This is a genomic window from Klebsiella sp. K47 (assembly GCF_051858335.1).
GTDB classification, from domain to species: domain Bacteria; phylum Pseudomonadota; class Gammaproteobacteria; order Enterobacterales; family Enterobacteriaceae; genus Klebsiella; species Klebsiella pneumoniae.
On record NZ_JBPYUI010000002.1, the window covers coordinates 113242 to 131559 of the forward strand.

Here is an 18318-nt window from a genome sequence, read left to right on the forward strand (position 1 = left end):
AGAAGAAAATGAATTTACCTAAAGCACTCGTATTGACCGTGGCGGCTACCACATTCTGTCTGATGACCAGCCCGGCGTTCGCGGTTGAGGAAACCACGCCGCAGAATATGACCTGTCAGGAATTTATGGATATGAACCCAAAAAGCATGACCCCGGTGGCCTTCTGGGTAGTGAATCGCAACACCGACTTTAGCGGCGGCGACTATGTTGACTGGCATGAAGTCGAGACCGTTTCGGTACCGAAAATGCTGCAGGAGTGCCACAAGAACCCCGCCGCTAAACTTGGCGATCTCAGCGCGGTCATCAAAAAATAACCCCCCCGGCATCAGGCCGGGGAAACCCGCCGCGCTGCGGCGGGTCCCGCTTTACTCATCGATACCGCATTCGCACGGCAGATGGCGGCCGATAAGCTTGCGATACAAAAACGCCCCGATAATCGCCCCCACCACCGGCGCCAGCAGCGGCACCAGAAAGTAAGGGATCGCTAGGCCACCGGTAAAAGCGATCGAGCCCCACCCGGCCAGACTGGTAAACAGTTTTGGGCCGAAGTCGCGCGCCGGATTCAGCGCAAAGCCGGTTAGCGGCCCCATCGACGCGCCGATCACGGCGATCAGCAAGCCAATCAGCAACGGCGCCAGCGGCCCGCGCGGAATTCCGTTGCCGTCGTCGGTCAGGGCCATGATCATCGCCATCAGGATTGCCGTGATAGTGGTCTCCACGGCAAACGCTTGTATAAAAGTGATATGTGGATGCGGGTACGTGGAAAAGACCCCGGCCAGGTTAAGACTGGCGGCAGTGCCGCGCACGATATGCTGACTCTGTTCAAGATCGAGAAACAGCTGGCGATAGAGCCCATACACCAGCGCGGCGGCGCAGAAGGCCCCGGCCGTCTGGGCAACAATAAACGGCAGCACCTTGCGGCGTTCAAAACAGGCGAACAGCCACAGGGCAATGGTCACCGCCGGATTAAGGTGCGCGCCGGAGACACCGGCCGTCAGGTAGATGGCCATGGCGACGCCAAGGCCCCAGATAATACTGATCTCCCACTGACCAAAGCTGGCCCCGGCGACCCGCAGCGCAGCGACGCAGCCCGCGCCGAAGAAAATGAGCAATCCGGTGCCAAGAAACTCGGCCACGCACTGCCCGGTTAAGGTAGAAGTCTGGTTCATTATCGGCATCCTGAAATAGCACGTTAAAGAGAGAGGCTGGCGCGAGCGCCCGTTTAATTCGCCTGACCGGCCAGTAGCAGCCCGGTGGCGACCGCATTGCGCGGCCCTTCTGTTCCCCGAATATTGCCCTGCCCGGCGACCACGCCATAGTGCGACAAGGCTTCCGTGATAAGCTGCGGGATCTCAAAGTCCAGCGATGAGCCGCCCACCAGCACCACAAAGGCGATATCGCGAATGGAACCGCCGGGTGAGACCTGGCGCAGCGCGCGCAGGCAGTTGGTGACAAACACTTTCTCTTTCGCCTGCCGGCGCACGAGACGAATTTTTTCCAGCGGGCTGGCGTTATCGATCGGCACCAGTTCGCCCTCCTTGATGTACACCACTTTGGCGAACACCGCCGGGCTGAGGGCTTCCCGAAAGAACTCCACCGCGCCATTCTCGTGACGAATACTGAACAGGCTTTCCACTTTGGCCAGCGGGTATTTTTTTATTGCTTCCGCCAGCGAAAGATCCTCGAGGCCCAGCTCGGTTTTAATCAACAGGCTGACCATATTCCCCGCCCCGGCGAGATGGACCGCCGTTATCTGCCCCTCCGCGTTGACGATCGCCGCATCCGTCGAGCCGGCGCCGAGATCGAGGATCGCCAGCGGCGCCGCACAGCCGGGAGTGGTTAACGCCCCGGCGATGGCCATGTTGGCCTCCACGCCGCCCACCACCACCTCGGTCTGCAGTCGGGCGCTCAGTTCGCGGGCGATAACCTGCATTTGCAGACGATCCGCTTTCACCATCGCCGCCATCCCGACGGCATTCTCCATGGCGCACTCGCCGGCCATCCCGCCCTGCACCTTGCGCGGAATAAACGTATCCACCGCCAGCAGATCCTGGATGTATATCGCGCTCATCTCATGGTCGGTCAGGGACGCCATTACCTTGCGCACCCGCTCAAGCATGCCGCCGGCGTGAGTGCCCGGTTCGCCGCGGATGTCGCGTACCGGAGCACAGGCGCTCATCGCCTGCATGATGGCTTCCGCGCCCTCGGCGACATCGGCCTCTCCGCGGCGCTTTTCGCCGCTAATGTAGAGGTTGCCCGCCGGGATCACCCGCGACTGCACGTCCCCCTGCGGGGTCTTGAGCACCACCGCGGAACGGTTGCCAATCAGGGCGCGGGCGATGGGGACGATGGCCTGGGTCTCTTCCGGGCTTAGCCCGAAGAAGGTGGCGATCCCGTAGGGATTCGACAGGATCCGCACCACCTGGCCCGGCGCGGCCACTTCCACCGCCGCCATCACCCCCTCGGGGACCTGCTCCAGCAGCGTCACTTCATCCACCACCGGCAGGGTTTTACGCAGGCGGTTGTTCACCAGCACGCCGTCGTCCTTTTTGAGGATCGCCGCCACCACGTTGATCCCCCGGTCGAGCGCCTCATTGAGCCACCACACGGCGTCAAGGAAATCGACGGCGTCGTCAATCAGTACGATCCACCCCTCGGCATACTGCGCCGCCGGCAGCGTCGCCAGCCGCCCGAGGGCGATAGTCGTCCCCACGCCAACGCCCACCCCGCCCGGCGTCTGCGGGTTATGACCGATCATGGTCGATTCGGTGATAATGGTCTCGGTGATGGTCTCCATCGCCACATCGCCAATCACCGGCGCGGCTTCGTTAAGATAGATGCGAGAGACATCGCTCATCGACCACGGTGTTTTCGCCAGGGCCTGCTCCAGCGCGGCGAGGGTCCCGGCGATATTGTCCCGCGTCCCTTTCATGCCCGTCGTCGCAACGATCCCGCTGGCAACAAACGCCCTCGCCTGCGGGTCGTCGGACGCCAGCGCCACCTCGGTGGTGGCGTTGCCGATATCAATCCCGGCTATTAACGGCATGCTGACCTCCGCTTAGCTTCCTTTACGCAGCTTATGCCGCTGCTGATACACTTCCGCCGACTCCCGGACAAAGGCGGCATTCACTGTCGCATGCCAGGTGTGCTCCAGCTCGTCGGCGATCGCCAGCAGCTCCGCCTGTGAGGAGCGGAACGGGCGCAGCGCGTTATAGATAGCCAGAATGCGCTCGTCAGGAATGGCGATAAGCTCCGCCGCGCGGCGGAAATTGCGCGCCACCGCATGGCGCTGCATCTGCTCGGCAATCTGCGCCTGGTACTCAAGGGTCTGGCGGGAGATCCGCACATCCTGCGGGCCCACCTCGCCAGAGAGCACCTTCTCGAGGGTAATATCGGTCAATGGTTTGCCGGTAGGCGTCAGGATATGCTCCGGGCAGCGGGTGGCTAACGGATAATCCTGCACGCGCATGGTTTTCTCGCTCATGGTCACTCCCTTACTAAGTCGACGTGCAGGGTGACGGGCTCGGCGTCCTGCACCACATGTTTGGTCTCTTTGATATGAAATAGCGCGGCTTTGGCCATAAATTTCGGCCGCACCATCTGGTCGTTCACCACCGGCACCGGCGAAGGTGACTCTTTGCGCGCATAGCGCGCGGCGTTTTTGCCAATCTGCCGGTAGGTCTCCAGCGTCAGCAGCGGCGCCTGGGAGAACAGCTCCAGGTTGCTGAGCGGCAGCAGATCGCGCTGATGGATGACCGTGGTCCCCTTCGACTGGATACCGATGCCGATCCCCGAGCCGCTCAGGTTGGCCGCATCCCAGGCCATAAAGGAGACGTCGGACGTGCGCAGAATGCGCACCACCCGGGCGTGAAGCCCCTCTTCTTCCACCCCGGCAATCAGCTCTTTGAGGATCGCGCCATGGGGCATATCGATCAGAGTGTGATGCTGGTGTTTATCGAAGGCAGGGCCGACGCCGATCACCACTTCATCGGCACGTTCATCGGCAGAAGCCACCCCGCCCTCGCGGGTTTTCAGGGTAAAAGAGGGCTGAATTTGGGTTGTCTGTTGCACAGGAATACCGCCTTATTCAATGGTGTCAGGCTGAACCACGCCCGGAATATTTTTGATCTCCGCCCAGCGTTCGGCAGAGATGCGATAGCCGGTGCCCGGCCCCTGATAGTCATTGATGTCGTTGACCGCACTCACCACCTCGAACTGCCGATCGAGAATGGCCGAGGTCTGCAGGTAATCGCCGGTGACCCGCTGGCGCAGCATATTGAGAATATTGCTGGCGATATCCTCAAAGCCGCTGCGGCTCAGCGCGCCGACAATATCGAGGCCGGTGATGTTGCGCTTCATCATCTCTTCCACCGCACTCAGATCCTCCACCACGTTACGCGGCGGCATCTCGTTGCTACCGTGCGCGTAGGTGGCGGCCTCCACCTCCTCGTCGGCGATTGGCGGCAGCCCCAGTTCGCGGAAAACCGCCTGGATCGCCCGCGCCGCTTTCTGGCGAATGGCAATGGTTTCCGCCTCGGTCACCGGACGCAGGCCGCCGTCAACCATCAGGTCACGCTGCAGGATGTTGTAATCATCAAAATCTTCCGCATCGAAGTTCGAGCCGGCGAACATGTTGTCGTAGTTCGGCACCGCGCTGTAGCCGGAGAAAATAAAGTCGGTGCCCGGCAGCATCTGCATCAGGGTGCGCGCGGTACGGCGAATATCCGAGTGGGAGAAAGTCTGGTCGTTGGCGGACGCCACTTCGAGGTCGAGCATAGAGGCGATCAGGTTTTCCGCCAGCACCGCCCGAATGCCCGACGGCACAGCGCCGGTCATGCCGATACAGCTCACTGCGCCGTTTTGCAGCCCCTGAACCCCGGCGCCTTTGGTAATGAAGATGCAGCGCGATTCGAGGTAGAGCATCGACTTGCTCTCCGAATAGCCCATCAGCGCTTCGGATCCGGTGCCGGAGGTGTAGCGCATTTTCAACCCGCGGGAGGCGTAGGCCGAGGCGAGGAACGCCTTTGACCACGGCGTATCATCGCCGTCGGTAAATACCGCTTCAGTGCCGTAGACCGACACCGTCTCGGCGTAGCTGGTTAAGCCACGCATGCCCAGCTCCAGCTCGGTGGCCTCTTCCACCGAGCACTGCGTCAACACGCCGGGACGGCCGCACTGCGAGCCGACCAACAGCGCCAGGGCGTTAAACGGCGCATAGCGCGCGATACCGACCGTGGTCTCCTGTTCTGAGAAGCCGCGGCTCCCGGCCTCGGCGGCGTCAGCGGCAATCTGCACCGGATTATCTTTGAGATTGGTGACGTGGCACTGGTTGGAGGGGGTCCGGCGGGCACGCATCTTCTGCAGCGCCATCATCATCTCCACCACGTTCATCTGCGCCATCACCTCGACCGCTTTGGCCGGCGTGATGGCGGTAGTGATGGCAATGATCTCCTCCCGGCTGACGTGAATATCCACCAGCATGCGGGCTATTTCCACCGCCTCCAGGCGCATTGCCTGCTCTGTGCGCTCAACGTTGATCGCGTAATCGGCGATAAACCGGTCGATCATGTCAAACTGGTCCCGGCGTTTGCCGTCCAGCTCGACGATCAGACCGTTGTCCACTTTTACTGAAGAGACCGGGTCAAAGGGGCTGTCCATGGCGATCAGCCCCTCTTCAGGCCACTCGCCAATCAGCCCGTCCTGATTGACGGGGCGCTGGGCCAGTACTGCAAATCGTTTTGATCTTTTCATTGTTCATCGGCTCAAAAGGTGAAATCCGCAGACGGTAGCGAATACGCCGGGCCAGCGTCGTTGCCGCCCGGCCATTACCGGCAATAGCGGAACTTTAAATGAGCCAGTGGTGAAAAAAATAAATTTAATTTCGTTTCAATTTGGCACACGAAATCTACCGACAGTTTCACTATGAAACTTTACTCCGGCGGCAAAAATAAAAAATGTGATCGCCCGCAATGATATAAATCAATTAATAAAAAACGCCCTTAATTACGTTTTGCCGACGCTATTTTAACCCTATTGACTAAATCATGGCGGGCGACAAAATAACGCTGACAAAAATAAAGCAAGCCAACCGAATGGTAATAGTTTTTTACTATCGCCCCCTACTGACTATTCGCGCCAGCGTTACCCTGGTGCGGGAGAGAATGATGAACAAGAGCCAACAAGTTCAGACAATCACCCTGGCCGCCGCCCAGCAAATGGCGGCGGCGGTGGAAAAAAAAGCCACTGAGATCAACGTGGCGGTGGTGTTTTCCGTAGTTGACCGCGGAGGCAACACGCTGCTTATCCAGCGGATGGACGAGGCCTTCGTCTCCAGCTGCGATATTTCCCTGAATAAAGCCTGGAGCGCCTGCAGCCTGAAGCAAGGTACCCATGAAATTACGCCAGCGGTCCAGCCAGGACAATCTCTGTACGGTCTGCAGCTTACCAACCAACAGCGAATTATTATTTTTGGCGGCGGCCTGCCAGTTATTTTTAATGAGCAGGTAATTGGCGCCGTCGGCGTTAGCGGCGGTACGGTCGAGCAGGATCAATTATTAGCCCAGTGCGCCCTGGATTGTTTTTCCGCATTATAACCTGAAGCGAGAAGGTATATTATGAGCTATCGTATGTTTGATTATCTGGTGCCAAACGTTAACTTTTTTGGCCCCAACGCCATTTCCGTAGTCGGCGAACGCTGCCAGCTGCTGGGGGGGAAAAAAGCCCTGCTGGTCACCGACAAAGGCCTGCGGGCAATTAAAGATGGCGCGGTGGACAAAACCCTGCATTATCTGCGGGAGGCCGGGATCGAGGTGGCGATCTTTGACGGCGTCGAGCCGAACCCGAAAGACACCAACGTGCGCGACGGCCTCGCCGTGTTTCGCCGCGAACAGTGCGACATCATCGTCACCGTGGGCGGCGGCAGCCCGCACGATTGCGGCAAAGGCATCGGCATCGCCGCCACCCATGAGGGCGATCTGTACCAGTATGCCGGAATCGAGACCCTGACCAACCCGCTGCCGCCTATCGTCGCGGTCAATACCACCGCCGGCACCGCCAGCGAGGTCACCCGCCACTGCGTCCTGACCAACACCGAAACCAAAGTGAAGTTTGTGATCGTCAGCTGGCGCAACCTGCCGTCGGTCTCTATCAACGATCCGCTGCTGATGATCGGTAAACCGGCCGCCCTGACCGCGGCGACCGGGATGGATGCCCTGACCCACGCCGTAGAGGCCTATATCTCCAAAGACGCTAACCCGGTGACGGACGCCGCCGCCATGCAGGCGATCCGCCTCATCGCCCGCAACCTGCGCCAGGCCGTGGCCCTCGGCAGCAATCTGCAGGCGCGGGAAAACATGGCCTATGCCTCTCTGCTGGCCGGGATGGCTTTCAATAACGCCAACCTCGGCTACGTGCACGCCATGGCGCACCAGCTGGGCGGCCTGTACGACATGCCGCACGGCGTGGCCAACGCTGTCCTGCTGCCGCATGTGGCGCGCTACAACCTGATCGCCAACCCGGAGAAATTCGCCGATATCGCTGAACTGATGGGCGAAAATATCACCGGACTGTCCACTCTCGACGCGGCGGAAAAAGCCATCGCCGCTATCACGCGTCTGTCGATGGATATCGGTATTCCGCAGCATCTGCGCGATCTGGGGGTAAAAGAGGCCGACTTCCCCTACATGGCGGAGATGGCTCTGAAAGACGGCAATGCGTTCTCGAACCCGCGTAAAGGCAACGAGCAGGAGATTGCCGCGATTTTCCGCCAGGCATTCTGAGTGTTAACGAGGGGGCCGTCATGTCGCTTTCACCGCCAGGCGTACGCCTGTTTTACGATCCGCGCGGGCACCATGCCGGCGCCATCAATGAGCTGTGCTGGGGGCTGGAGGAGCAGGGGGTCCCCTGCCAGACCATAACCTATGACGGAGGCGGTGACGCCGCTGCGCTGGGCGCCCTGGCGGCCAGAAGCTCGCCCCTGCGGGTGGGTATCGGGCTCAGCGCGTCCGGCGAGATAGCCCTCACTCATGCCCAGCTGCCGGCGGACGCGCCGCTGGCTACCGGACACGTCACCGATAGCGACGATCATCTGCGTACGCTCGGCGCCAACGCCGGGCAGCTGGTTAAAGTCCTGCCGTTAAGTGAGAGAAACTGAATGTATCGTATCTATACCCGCACCGGGGATAAAGGCACCACCGCCCTGTACGGCGGCAGCCGCATCGAGAAAGACCATATTCGCGTCGAGGCCTACGGCACCGTCGATGAACTGATATCCCAACTGGGCGTCTGCTACGCCACGACCCGCGACGCCGGGCTGCGGGAAAGCCTGCACCATATTCAGCAGACGCTGTTCGTGCTGGGGGCTGAACTGGCCAGCGATGCGCGGGGCCTGACCCGCCTGAGCCAGACGATCGGCGAAGAGGAGATCACCGCCCTGGAGCGGCTTATCGACCGCAATATGGCCGAGAGCGGCCCGTTAAAACAGTTCGTGATCCCGGGGAGGAATCTCGCCTCTGCCCAGCTGCACGTGGCGCGCACCCAGTCCCGTCGGCTCGAACGCCTGCTGACGGCCATGGACCGCGCGCATCCGCTGCGCGACGCGCTCAAACGCTACAGCAATCGCCTGTCGGATGCCCTGTTCTCCATGGCGCGAATCGAAGAGACTAGGCCTGATGCTTGCGCTTGAACTGGCTGGCGTCAATATCGTACTGCTTCATTTTGCGCCACAGGGTGGTGCGGCCGATATTGAGCAGCTGCGACATCTCCTGCACCCGCCCGCTGGTCACCCGGGCGGCGTGAATAATAGCTTCCTTTTCGATGGCGCTAAAAGTCAGGCTGGCCGGCAGCAGCGATGACGCGCTATCCCCGCCCGGCCGCTCGGAAAAGAGATATTCCGGCAGATTACTCAGGCGAATGTGGCCGTTGTCGCTGCTGATGGCGATATTCTCAATGACGCTGTTGAGCTCAAAATCATTCCCCGGCCACGAGTAGGCCACCAGCTGCGCCAGCGCGTCATCGTCCACTTTCAGTCGCGAAGAGAAACGCTTCTCCAGGCTCTTCAACCGGTTATGCACCAGCGACGGAATACTGTTGCGTCGGGCGCGCAGCGGCGGGATGACGATCTCAAAGGAGTGCAGCGCATAGTACAGCTGGCGGCTAAAGCGGTTCTGTTCCACCAGATTGGCCAGATCGACGGTGGTGGTGGCAATCACCTTCACATCCACCGGGATCAGGCGCCGGGCGTCGAGGCGGGTGAGCACGCCCTGCTTAATTACCTGCAGCAGGGCCGACTGCAGTTCCGGCGCCAGATACTCGATCTTTTCCAGAAACAGGGTGCCGCCGTTGGCTAGCTCAAGGCGGCTCAGGCGGCCATTTTCATCGTCGGTAGGGGCGCTGCCCATAAAATCCTGGCCCAGCACGCTGTCGGCATACAGCTGGCAATTGACGGCGATATAGGGGCCGCCCGCCCGTTCGCTTTCATTGTGGATAGCCTGGCTCAGCAGCTCTTTCCCAACCCCCTCTTCGCCGCACAGCAGCACCGGGAAGCCACCGCGCGCCGCCTGGCGGCCAAAGTGGATCAGGCGTCGGGTTTCCGGATCGTCGGCAGACATCTGCTCAAAGGTGTGGCTCACTTTACCGAGCTGGCTGGTCATCAGCTGCCGCATCTGCTCCACCGGGTGCAGCAGCAGAATAAAACTGTTGCCTTGCGCCTCGACAATCGGTTTTAAGGTGATCACCGCATCGACAAACTGATGCTGACTTTCAAAGGTGACTTCGACGTGATTCAGGCCACGGGCGTGTTTGATGGCGCGGCGCAGCAGCGCCGGGAGGGTCACCAGATCGGCGATATTTTTCCCCTGGCTGGCCTGAGCATCAAGATGCAGCAGTCTCGCCGCCTGAACATTGAGAAACTGCAGCACGCCCTGTTCGTTCCACGCCATCACCCCATCGTCCATGCTCTCCAGCAGGCCGTACATCTGATTGAGGTGGCGGTTGGATTCCGCCAGCAGGCTGTCGGTGAGCAGGGAGTTACCCACCTCGCGGGCGATGGCCAGCGTCAGGGAGAGGTCGGCGCTGGACTGGTGCTCGACCAGACAGCAAAGCGAGATAGAGCCGAACAGCCGCCCGTGGTTATCAAACACCGGCGTCGAGCAAAAACTCCATGGCTGTAGCGCCTGCTTAAAATGCCGATCGCCGGCGGTGTTGATCGGCTGGCCCTGCATCGCGGCCAGCGACAGCGCGCAGGTGCCGATAATGCTCTCCGCACAATAGCTGCCGTCGCGAAATCCCAGGGCAGCCAGCTGGGCCAGGGTTTGCGGCTCGCCGCAACGGCTGAGGATGCAGGCGGACTCATCAAGAATAAACAGCGCGCAGGGGCGGCCGTCCATAAACTCCCAGGCGTCTTCCAGCGCCGCCTGGCCGATGGTGAGCAGCGCGGTTTTACGCCGACAGATGGAGTCGAAGGTCAGGCCCTGGGCCTGATGCGGCGTTTGCCAGGTTTCGCGCTGCATAAACTTGCTGCAGCGGTGCCATGACTGGGCAATGACGGAAGAGACCGCCTTCCCGGTATCCTGAGTCTGAACAGTCATATCCTTTTCCGCGTTGTACCATAGAGAACCCCTCCGGCAGCGACTGCCGGAGGGGAGAAAGAAAAACCGCTGACCTGGGCCAGCGGTTTAGCCACCGCGAATTAACGCGCCAGCCACTGCTGGCCTAACAGATCGGCGGTGAGGATAGCGGCATGGACGCTCTCCGGGGTCACCGCAAACGGCATATTATGGATGGTTTCCCCTTCCGCGCAGGTAGCTTTCGCCACCGCGGCGATTTTCTCGTCGATCCCCTCTTTGACGCCCATCTGCGCGAGCGTCACCGGCAGGCCGACGCGCTGGCAGAAGCCCAGCACCGTTTCAATCTCGTCCATCGGGCTGTTCTGCAGCACCAGCTGCGCCAGGGTACCGAAGGCCACTTTCTCACCGTGATACAGGTGATGGCACTCTTCAAGAATGGTGAAACCGTTGTGGATTGCATGGGCAGCGGCCAGGCCACTGCTTTCAAAGCCAATGCCGCTGAGGTAAGTGTTCGCCTCGATGATGCGCTCCAGCGCTTCGGTCACTACCCCGGCCTGCGCCGCCAGACGGGCCTTTTCGCCCTCCGCCAGCAGCGTATCATAGCACAGGCGGGCGAGGCTCAGCGCCGCCTCGGTGGACTGTCCTCCGGCCATGCTGGTGGCGCGCGCATCGTAGCAAGCTTTGGCCTCGAACCAGGTGGAGAGCGCATCGCCCATGCCGGAGACCAGCAGGCGTACCGGCGCTTTGGCGATAATCGCCGTGTCCATCACCACCATATCCGGGTTTTTCGGATAGATCAGATACTCTTCAAACTCGCCCGCTTCGGTGTAGATCACCGACAGCGCGCTGGTCGGCGCATCGGTCGAGGCGATGGTCGGGATCACCACCACCGGCAGCTTCTGGTAGTAACCGATCGCCTTCGCGGTATCGAGGGTTTTACCACCGCCGATCCCGACCACGCCGCGGCAGCCCTGTTTTTGCAAAATCGCCATCAGACGGTTGATTTCCGCATGGCTGCATTCGCCGTTAAACCGTTCCGCATGGCAGCGAATATCGTGGCTCTGCAGGCCATTCACCACTTTCTCTCCTGCCAGCTTCATTACGAAATCGTCGGCGATGACGAAGAAGCTCTCCGCCAGGTTTTTGGCATATTGACCGAACAGAACAGCAGCATCAGGACCCTGAAGATATTTGGCTGGAGATTGAATAACTTTTAGCATTCCTTTCACCCTCAAATAAGTGCGCATGTAGACATGATGAGCCCTGGCGTTATCCGCGCCGGCCAGTGAAGCGCGGCCTGAACGGAGCGTACCGGAGCAGTGCGATCACTGTAGGGCCGGCAGGGAACAAAAAAATCTTTCGCCTTTTTGTTCTGATATGAAACACAGGTTAATTTTTTACGTTCCATATTGGAACAAAAAACCCTAGTCTCTGTCAGGATTGCGATCCCGATCCGCTCCTTTGCCGCATAATGCCCTTACAATCCTCCGTGTTTGACCGCCTTTTCTCCCGCAGTCGGCAGAAAATCAGCAAAAAATTTTTTCCCACCCGCTTCGCCGGCTATCCTGACCGCCGCTTATGGCAGAAGAAAAAAAGCGCGCCAGCTCGCATTTTCACCATATCCTCAGCAAAAACGTTCCATAAAGAAACAAAATCAGGAAGCAATGTTTCGTAATGAAACCCGATCGTCGGGGCATTCTTTTTTTCGTCCGCTCAGCCAGAATCATCATATCGCCAGGCACGCTCCACCGTCAGACGATACCCCTACGCGATGACTGCCTCCGCCAGCAGAGAGGCGGCATCGAACCTTCTCCAACGGAGCACTGAATAATGAAAAAGCTGATTAACCGTGTTGAAGATGTACTGAATGAACAATTACAGGGGCTGGCTAAAGCCCATCCGCAGCTGACCCTGCATCAGGACCCGCTGTATGTGACCCGCACCGACGCGCCGGTGGCTGGCAAGGTGGCCCTGCTCTCCGGCGGCGGCAGCGGACATGAACCGATGCACTGCGGCTATATCGGCCAGGGCATGCTCTCCGGCGCCTGTCCGGGGGAAATCTTCACCTCGCCGACGCCGGACAAAATGTTTGAATGCGCGATGCAAATTGACGGCGGCGAAGGCGTCTTGCTAATTATCAAAAACTATACCGGCGACATCCTGAATTTTGAGACCGCCACCGAGCTGCTGCATGAGAGCGGCATTAAAGTCACCACCGTGGTGGTCGACGACGACGTGGCGGTGAAAGACAGCCTCTATACCGCCGGTCGTCGCGGCGTCGCCAACACCGTACTGATCGAAAAACTGGTCGGCGCCGCCGCCGAGCGCGGCGACTCGCTGGAAGCCTGCGCTGAACTGGGCCGCCGCCTGAACAATCTCGGCCACTCGATTGGTATCGCCCTCGGCGCCTGCACCGTACCGGCTGCCGGGCAGCCCTCCTTTACGCTGAAAGATGACGAGATGGAGTTCGGCGTCGGCATTCACGGCGAGCCGGGCATCGACCGCCGCCGCTTCAGCTCGCTGGACCAAACCGTCGATGAGATGTTCGATACCCTGCTGGAAAACGGCGCTTACAGCCGCACGCTGCGCCAGTGGGATACCGTCAAGGGCGCGTGGCAGGAAGTGCAGCAGAGCAAAAACGCGCTGCAAAACGGCGACCGGGTTATCGCGCTGGTTAATAACCTCGGCGCCACTCCGCTTTCCGAACTGTATGGCGTGTATAACCGCCTTGCCCAGCGCTGCGAAGCGTCCGGCATCATCATCGAACGCAACCTCATCGGCAGCTACTGTACTTCGCTGGATATGGCGGGCTTCTCCATCACTCTGCTGAAAGTGGATGACGAGACGCTGACGCTATGGGACGCCCCGGTTCACACCCCGGCGCTGAACTGGGGAAACTAAGGAGCACGACATGTCACTGAACAGAACGCAAATCGTCGACTGGCTGTACCGCTGCGGCGATATTTTCACCAAAGAGAGCGATTTTCTCACCGGCCTCGATAAAGAGATTGGCGACGCCGACCACGGTCTCAATATGCACCGCGGTTTCAGTAAAGTGGTCGAAAAGCTGCCGTCGATTGCCGATAAAGATATTGGCTTTATCCTCAAAAACACCGGCATGACGCTGCTCTCCAACGTCGGCGGCGCCAGCGGCCCGCTGTTCGGCACCTTCTTCATTCGCGCCGCGCAGGTGACCCAGGCCCACCAGAGCCTGACGCTCGACGAGCTGTACCTGATGATCCGCGAAGGTGCGGACGGTGTCGTCAACCGCGGCAAAGCGGAGCCAGGGGATAAAACCATGTGCGACGTCTGGCTGCCGGTGGTGGACTCCCTGCGCCAGTCCAGCGAGCAGCACCTGTCGATCGCCGCCGCGCTGGATGCCGCCTGCGAAGTGGCCGAGCGTGCGGCCCACGCCACCATCACTATGCAGGCGCGTAAAGGCCGCGCCAGCTATCTCGGCGAGCGCAGCATCGGACATCAGGATCCCGGCGCGACCTCGGTGCTGTTTATGGTTCAGATGCTGGCCGCCGCCGCCAAAGAGTAAGGAAATCGCGATGGTAAACCTGGTTATTGTTTCTCATAGCGCCCGGCTGGGCGAAGGTGTCGGAGAACTGGCCCGGCAGATGTTAATCAACGATGGCTGCAAACTGGCGATCGCCGCCGGGATCGACGATCCCGACAGCCCGATCGGCACCGATCCGCTTAAAGTCATGGAGGCGATCGAATCCGTGGCCGATACCGATCACGTGCTGGTGATGATGGATATCGGCAGCGCATTGCTCAGCGCCGAAACCGCCCTCGATCTGCTCGATCCGGCGATTGCCGCGAAGGTGCGACTGTGCGCCGCGCCGCTGGTGGAAGGGACGCTGGCGGCCACCGTCAGCGCTGCCTCCGGCGCCGGGATCGACAAGGTGATCGCCGACGCCATGAGCGCCCTGGAGGCCAAGCGGGTTCAGCTGGGTTTACCTTCGCCAACTTCTGACGCCGCGCCGGCGCCGATGCTTGCCGACGACGGCGACACAAAATCGGTGTCAGTCATTATTAACAATCATAACGGCCTGCACGTGCGTCCGGCGTCGAAGCTGGTCGCCGCGCTGGCGGGCTTTAACGCCGATCTGCTGCTGGAGAAAAACGGGAAGTGCGTCAAACCGGACAGCCTCAACCAAATCGCGCTATTGCAGGTCCGCCGCAACGATAAGCTGCGCCTGCTGGCCCGCGGTCCGGATGCCGACGCGGCGCTGGCGGCGTTTCAGGCGCTGGCCGCCGATAACTTCGGTGAATCGCCTGCGGCGCAACCGGCAGCGGCTCCGGCAACGCCCGAGCGCGTCGAAGGCGCTGCCCTGCGCTATCCGCTGGCCCTGATCCAGCCGCTCCGCCCGGCTGCCGCCGATGCCGCCCGCGAGCAGCAGCGCCTGCGCCAGGCCATTGACCAGACGCTGGCGGATCTTATCGCCCTGACCGAGCTGGCGGAAAATAAATTTCACGCCGATATCGCGGCGATCTTCGCCGGGCACCACACCCTGCTCGACGATGACGATCTGTTTGATGCCGCCAACGATCGTCTGCTCACCGAACAATGCACGGCGGAATGGGCATGGCATCAGGTGTTGATGGAGCTCAGCCAGCAGTATCGCCAGCTGGATGACCCCTACCTGCAGGCGCGCTATATCGATATCGAAGATATTTTGCAGCGCACCCTGCGCCATCTGCAGGGCGTTCAGGAGAGAGTGCCGACGCCCGGCGAGCCAACAATTATTATTGCCGACAACATTTATCCCTCAACCGTCTTACAGCTGGATGCCAGCTTCGTTAAAGGCCTGTGCCTGCGCGATGGCAGCGAACAGGCTCACGGCGCGATTATCGCCCGCGCGGCGGGGATCGCCTGGCTGAGCCAGCAGGGCGAGGCGCTGAACAGCGTGCAGCCCGGCGAGACTATCGTGCTCGATATGCGCCACCAGCGCCTTATCCGTGACTAAAATTCACGTTGACCGTTACCGCTCCGGGGGCCTGCCTCCGGAGGGTGAGTTTTCGCTTACTCTTCAGGAACCACTATGTCTCAATTCTTTTTTAACCAGCGCGCCAGCCTCGTCAACGATGTGATTGAGGGTACCATTATCGCCAGCCCGTGGAATAACCTCGCCCGTCTGGAGAGCGACCCGGCGATCCGGGTGGTGGTCCGTCGCGATCTGAATAAAAACAACGTGGCGGTGATCTCCGGCGGCGGCGCCGGCCATGAACCGGCGCACGTCGGCTTTATTGGTAAAGGCATGCTGACCGCCGCGGTCTGCGGCGATCTGTTCGCCTCGCCGAGCGTCGACGCGGTGCTCACCGCCATTCAGGCAGTGACCGGCGAGGCGGGCTGCCTGCTGATCGTCAAAAACTACACCGGCGATCGGCTTAACTTCGGTCTGGCGGCGGAGAAAGCGCGCCGACTCGGCTACAACGTGGAGATGCTGATCGTCGGCGACGATATTTCGCTGCCGGATAACAAACAGCCGCGCGGCATCGCCGGGACCATTCTGGTGCATAAAGTGGCGGGCTATTTCGCCGAGCGCGGCTTCAACCTCGCCACCGTCCTGCGTGAAGCGCAATACGCCGCCAGCCATACCGCCAGCATCGGGGTGGCGCTGGCCAGCTGCCACCTGCCGCAGGAAGCCGACAGCGCGCCGCGCCATCAGGCCGGTCACGCCGAGCTGGGAATGGGCATCCACGGTGAGCCGGGCGCCTCGACGATCGCCACGCAAAACAGTGCAGAAATCGTTAACCTGATGGTGGAAAAACTGACCGCCGCCCTACCGGAAACCGGCCGCCTGGCGGTGATGCTCAATAACCTCGGCGGCGTGTCGGTGGCTGAGATGGCGATTCTGACCCGCGAGCTGGCCAACACCCCGCTGCAGGCGCGCATTGACTGGTTAATAGGCCCGGCCTCGCTGGTGACGGCGCTGGATATGAAAGGCTTCTCGCTGACCACCATCGTACTGGAGGAGAGTATTGAGAAAGCGCTGCTTTCGGATGTGGAAACCGCCAGCTGGCAGAAGCCGGTGCAGCCGCGGACTATCAACGTCGTGCCGTCCACCCTCGACAGCGCCCGGGTGGATTTTACGCCCTCGGCCAACCCACAGGTGGGCGATTACGTGGCGCAGGTGACCGGCGCCCTCATCGATCTTGAAGAACATCTCAACGCGCTGGATGCCAAAGTAGGCGACGGCGATACCGGCTCCACCTTCGCCGCCGGGGCGCGCGAAATTGCCGAGCGGCTCGAGCGTCAGCAGCTGCCCCTGAACGATCTGCCAACGCTCTTCGCGCTGATCGGCGAACGCCTGACGGTGGTGATGGGCGGCTCCAGCGGGGTATTGATGTCTATCTTCTTCACCGCTGCCGGGCAGAAGCTGGGGCAAGGCGCCAGCGTGGCCGAGGCGCTGAACGCCGGTCTGGAACAGATGAAGTTTTACGGCGGCGCCGATGAGGGAGACCGGACGATGATCGACGCTCTGCAGCCGGCCCTGGCGGCGCTGCTGGCCGAACCGGAGAATCTGCAGGCCGCTTTCGCCGCGGCGCAGGCCGGGGCGGATCGCACCTGCCAGTCAAGCAAAGCCGGCGCCGGACGCGCGTCCTATCTCAACAGCGATAGCCTGCTCGGCAACATGGACCCCGGCGCCCACGCGGTGGCGATGGTGTTTAAGGCGCTGGCGGAACGCTAAGCCTTCCCCGGTGGCGCTGCGCTTACCGGGGCGACGTAACACCGCCGAATAGCAGGTCGGGTAAGGCGTAAGCCGCCACCCGACAAAAAACGGCACCGCCGGTAGCCCGGATAAGGCGCGACGCGCCGCTATCCGGCTTTTACCACGATGGCTTTTTACTTGCTGTGCCAGTACGCCTGGGAACGCACCAGCTGCTGATCGATGCTCTCGTCTTCAAAGCGCGCCAGCAGCGATTTCACCACCGCGCCTTCGCCGGTCAGCCAGATAAAATAATCCTCCGCCGGTACCTTCACCTGCGCCAGACGCTCGGCGACGAAGGCCGGATTGTGGCCCACCACCCACTCGATGTTAAAGCCGTCGAGATCCGCCAGATAATCTTTATACGACGCATCGGCGATAGTAACGATGGCCGTCACCTGCGGCCTCGCCGGCAGCTGGCGTAATCCCAGCAGACGACGGCGCAGCGCCGGCATGCCGGACTCATCGCAAACATACAGCTGCCAGGCATAATCTTCCGGCACCACCAGCGAGCCGCGCGGGCCGCCGATCACCAGCTTATCGCCCACTTTTGCTTCCAGCGCCCAACGGCTGGCGATACCGCCATCGTGGATATAGAAATCGTAAGCCAGCTCGTGACGTTCGGCATCGTACAGCGGCGTATAGTCGCGGGTGGCAGGCCGCACGCCTTCCCCCCAGTCAGTCCCCTCCTCGGTCACCTGCGGCGGGGTAAATGCCGCGCCCGGCTCGGGGAAAAAAAGCTTGGTATGGTCGTCAAAGCCGTGAGAGGCGAAGCCTTCCAGCGCCTCGCCTCCCAGCACGATACGCTGGAACGCCGCGCCTGCGCGCTCCACGCGCAGCACCGTCAGCTCACGGAAACGCAGCTCATTGCGGACACGCTGCGGGTACTTGTCTGCTTTGGTTTTTGTCATCATCGATTGCCTTCGTGAACGGTAAATAGATATATCTAAACTTGATGCAAATGATAATTATTGCCAACTAAAAAGAATGCAAGTCTTTTTTTGATATAGTCAAAACAAACCGCATCAAAATCC

18 protein-coding genes are annotated in these 18318 nt (G+C 60.7%); 10 read left to right on the forward strand and 8 right to left on the reverse strand.

The window, feature by feature from the left end; translation table 11 throughout:
- The first annotated feature begins 8 nt into the window (after positions 1 to 8).
- A complete protein-coding gene (gene hdeB / locus RRF55_RS02310; protein WP_002917655.1) occupies positions 9 to 314 on the forward strand; it encodes an acid-activated periplasmic chaperone HdeB in 306 nt (101 codons plus the stop codon).
- A gap of 51 nt (positions 315 to 365) precedes the next feature.
- Here the strand turns inward: hdeB and RRF55_RS02315 are convergent, their stop codons facing one another.
- From RRF55_RS02315 to RRF55_RS02335, 5 genes are read right to left on the reverse strand one after another with little or no spacing between them, the layout of a single operon-like run.
- Positions 366 to 1169 carry an MIP/aquaporin family protein gene (locus tag RRF55_RS02315; protein WP_002917658.1) on the reverse strand — a complete coding sequence of 268 codons (804 nt, stop codon included), beginning with the start codon at positions 1167 to 1169 and terminating at the stop codon, positions 366 to 368.
- Positions 1170 to 1222: 53 nt separating this feature from the next.
- Positions 1223 to 3046, reverse strand: a complete 1824-nt coding sequence (locus RRF55_RS02320; protein WP_004174234.1) for a diol dehydratase reactivase subunit alpha — start codon at positions 3044 to 3046, stop codon at positions 1223 to 1225.
- Between the two features lie 12 nt (positions 3047 to 3058).
- Positions 3059 to 3484, reverse strand: coding sequence for a glycerol dehydratase small subunit DhaB3 (locus tag RRF55_RS02325; protein ID WP_002917670.1), 426 nt, complete (start codon positions 3482 to 3484; stop codon positions 3059 to 3061).
- 2 nt (positions 3485 to 3486) lie between these two features.
- Positions 3487 to 4071: a propanediol/glycerol family dehydratase medium subunit gene (locus tag RRF55_RS02330; RefSeq protein WP_002917672.1), complete on the reverse strand. Its 585-nt coding sequence runs from the start codon at positions 4069 to 4071 to the stop codon at positions 3487 to 3489.
- Between the two features lie 12 nt (positions 4072 to 4083).
- Positions 4084 to 5751: a propanediol/glycerol family dehydratase large subunit gene (locus RRF55_RS02335; protein ID WP_087791888.1), complete on the reverse strand. Its 1668-nt coding sequence runs from the start codon at positions 5749 to 5751 to the stop codon at positions 4084 to 4086.
- 413 nt (positions 5752 to 6164) lie between these two features.
- On the opposite strand from RRF55_RS02335, the gene RRF55_RS02340 reads away from it, so the two are divergent.
- From RRF55_RS02340 to RRF55_RS02355, 4 genes are read left to right on the forward strand one after another with little or no spacing between them, the layout of a single operon-like run.
- Positions 6165 to 6593 (forward strand): GlcG/HbpS family heme-binding protein, encoded by a 429-nt coding sequence (locus RRF55_RS02340; protein ID WP_014599267.1) that lies wholly within the window; start codon positions 6165 to 6167, stop codon positions 6591 to 6593.
- A 21-nt stretch (positions 6594 to 6614) separates the two neighbouring features.
- On the forward strand, positions 6615 to 7778 hold the full coding sequence (gene dhaT / locus RRF55_RS02345) for a 1,3-propanediol dehydrogenase (protein WP_004150927.1): 1164 nt from the start codon (positions 6615 to 6617) through the stop codon (positions 7776 to 7778).
- Positions 7779 to 7798: 20 nt separating this feature from the next.
- Positions 7799 to 8152 (forward strand): glycerol dehydratase reactivase beta/small subunit family protein, encoded by a 354-nt coding sequence (locus RRF55_RS02350; protein ID WP_002917678.1) that lies wholly within the window; start codon positions 7799 to 7801, stop codon positions 8150 to 8152.
- Positions 8153 to 8683: a cob(I)yrinic acid a,c-diamide adenosyltransferase gene (locus tag RRF55_RS02355; protein WP_002917679.1), complete on the forward strand. Its 531-nt coding sequence runs from the start codon at positions 8153 to 8155 to the stop codon at positions 8681 to 8683.
- Here the strand turns inward: RRF55_RS02355 and dhaR are convergent.
- Both dhaR and RRF55_RS02365 read right to left on the reverse strand, forming a co-directional pair.
- The gene (gene dhaR, locus RRF55_RS02360; RefSeq protein WP_002917680.1) at positions 8661 to 10586 is read right to left on the reverse strand and encodes a dihydroxyacetone kinase operon transcriptional regulator DhaR; all 1926 of its coding nucleotides are present in this window, start codon (positions 10584 to 10586) and stop codon (positions 8661 to 8663) included. The two genes, RRF55_RS02355 and dhaR, sit on opposite strands and share 23 nt — an antisense overlap.
- A gap of 101 nt (positions 10587 to 10687) precedes the next feature.
- Positions 10688 to 11785, reverse strand: a complete 1098-nt coding sequence (locus RRF55_RS02365; RefSeq protein ID WP_002917681.1) for a glycerol dehydrogenase — start codon at positions 11783 to 11785, stop codon at positions 10688 to 10690.
- Positions 11786 to 12054: 269 nt separating this feature from the next.
- On the opposite strand from RRF55_RS02365, the gene RRF55_RS02370 reads away from it, so the two are divergent.
- The 5 genes from RRF55_RS02370 (at position 12055) to RRF55_RS02390 (ending at position 17266) form a co-directional block, all read left to right on the forward strand.
- Positions 12055 to 12240: a hypothetical protein gene (locus tag RRF55_RS02370; RefSeq protein WP_020324489.1), complete on the forward strand. Its 186-nt coding sequence runs from the start codon at positions 12055 to 12057 to the stop codon at positions 12238 to 12240.
- A gap of 155 nt (positions 12241 to 12395) precedes the next feature.
- Positions 12396 to 13466 carry a dihydroxyacetone kinase subunit DhaK gene (gene dhaK, locus RRF55_RS02375; protein ID WP_040151427.1) on the forward strand — a complete coding sequence of 357 codons (1071 nt, stop codon included), beginning with the start codon at positions 12396 to 12398 and terminating at the stop codon, positions 13464 to 13466.
- A 10-nt stretch (positions 13467 to 13476) separates the two neighbouring features.
- Positions 13477 to 14109, forward strand: coding sequence for a dihydroxyacetone kinase subunit DhaL (gene dhaL, locus RRF55_RS02380; RefSeq protein WP_004181378.1), 633 nt, complete (start codon positions 13477 to 13479; stop codon positions 14107 to 14109).
- Positions 14110 to 14119: 10 nt separating this feature from the next.
- Entirely contained in the window at positions 14120 to 15541 is a 1422-nt protein-coding gene (dhaM, locus tag RRF55_RS02385; protein WP_004174229.1) for a dihydroxyacetone kinase phosphoryl donor subunit DhaM, read from the forward strand.
- Between the two features lie 75 nt (positions 15542 to 15616).
- Positions 15617 to 17266 (forward strand): glycerone kinase, encoded by a 1650-nt coding sequence (locus tag RRF55_RS02390; RefSeq protein ID WP_004150929.1) that lies wholly within the window; start codon positions 15617 to 15619, stop codon positions 17264 to 17266.
- A 155-nt stretch (positions 17267 to 17421) separates the two neighbouring features.
- Here RRF55_RS02390 and RRF55_RS02395 read toward each other — a convergent pair whose 3' ends face one another.
- The gene (locus tag RRF55_RS02395; protein ID WP_165452882.1) at positions 17422 to 18198 is read right to left on the reverse strand and encodes a siderophore-interacting protein; all 777 of its coding nucleotides are present in this window, start codon (positions 18196 to 18198) and stop codon (positions 17422 to 17424) included.
- Positions 18199 to 18318: the final 120 nt, after the last annotated feature.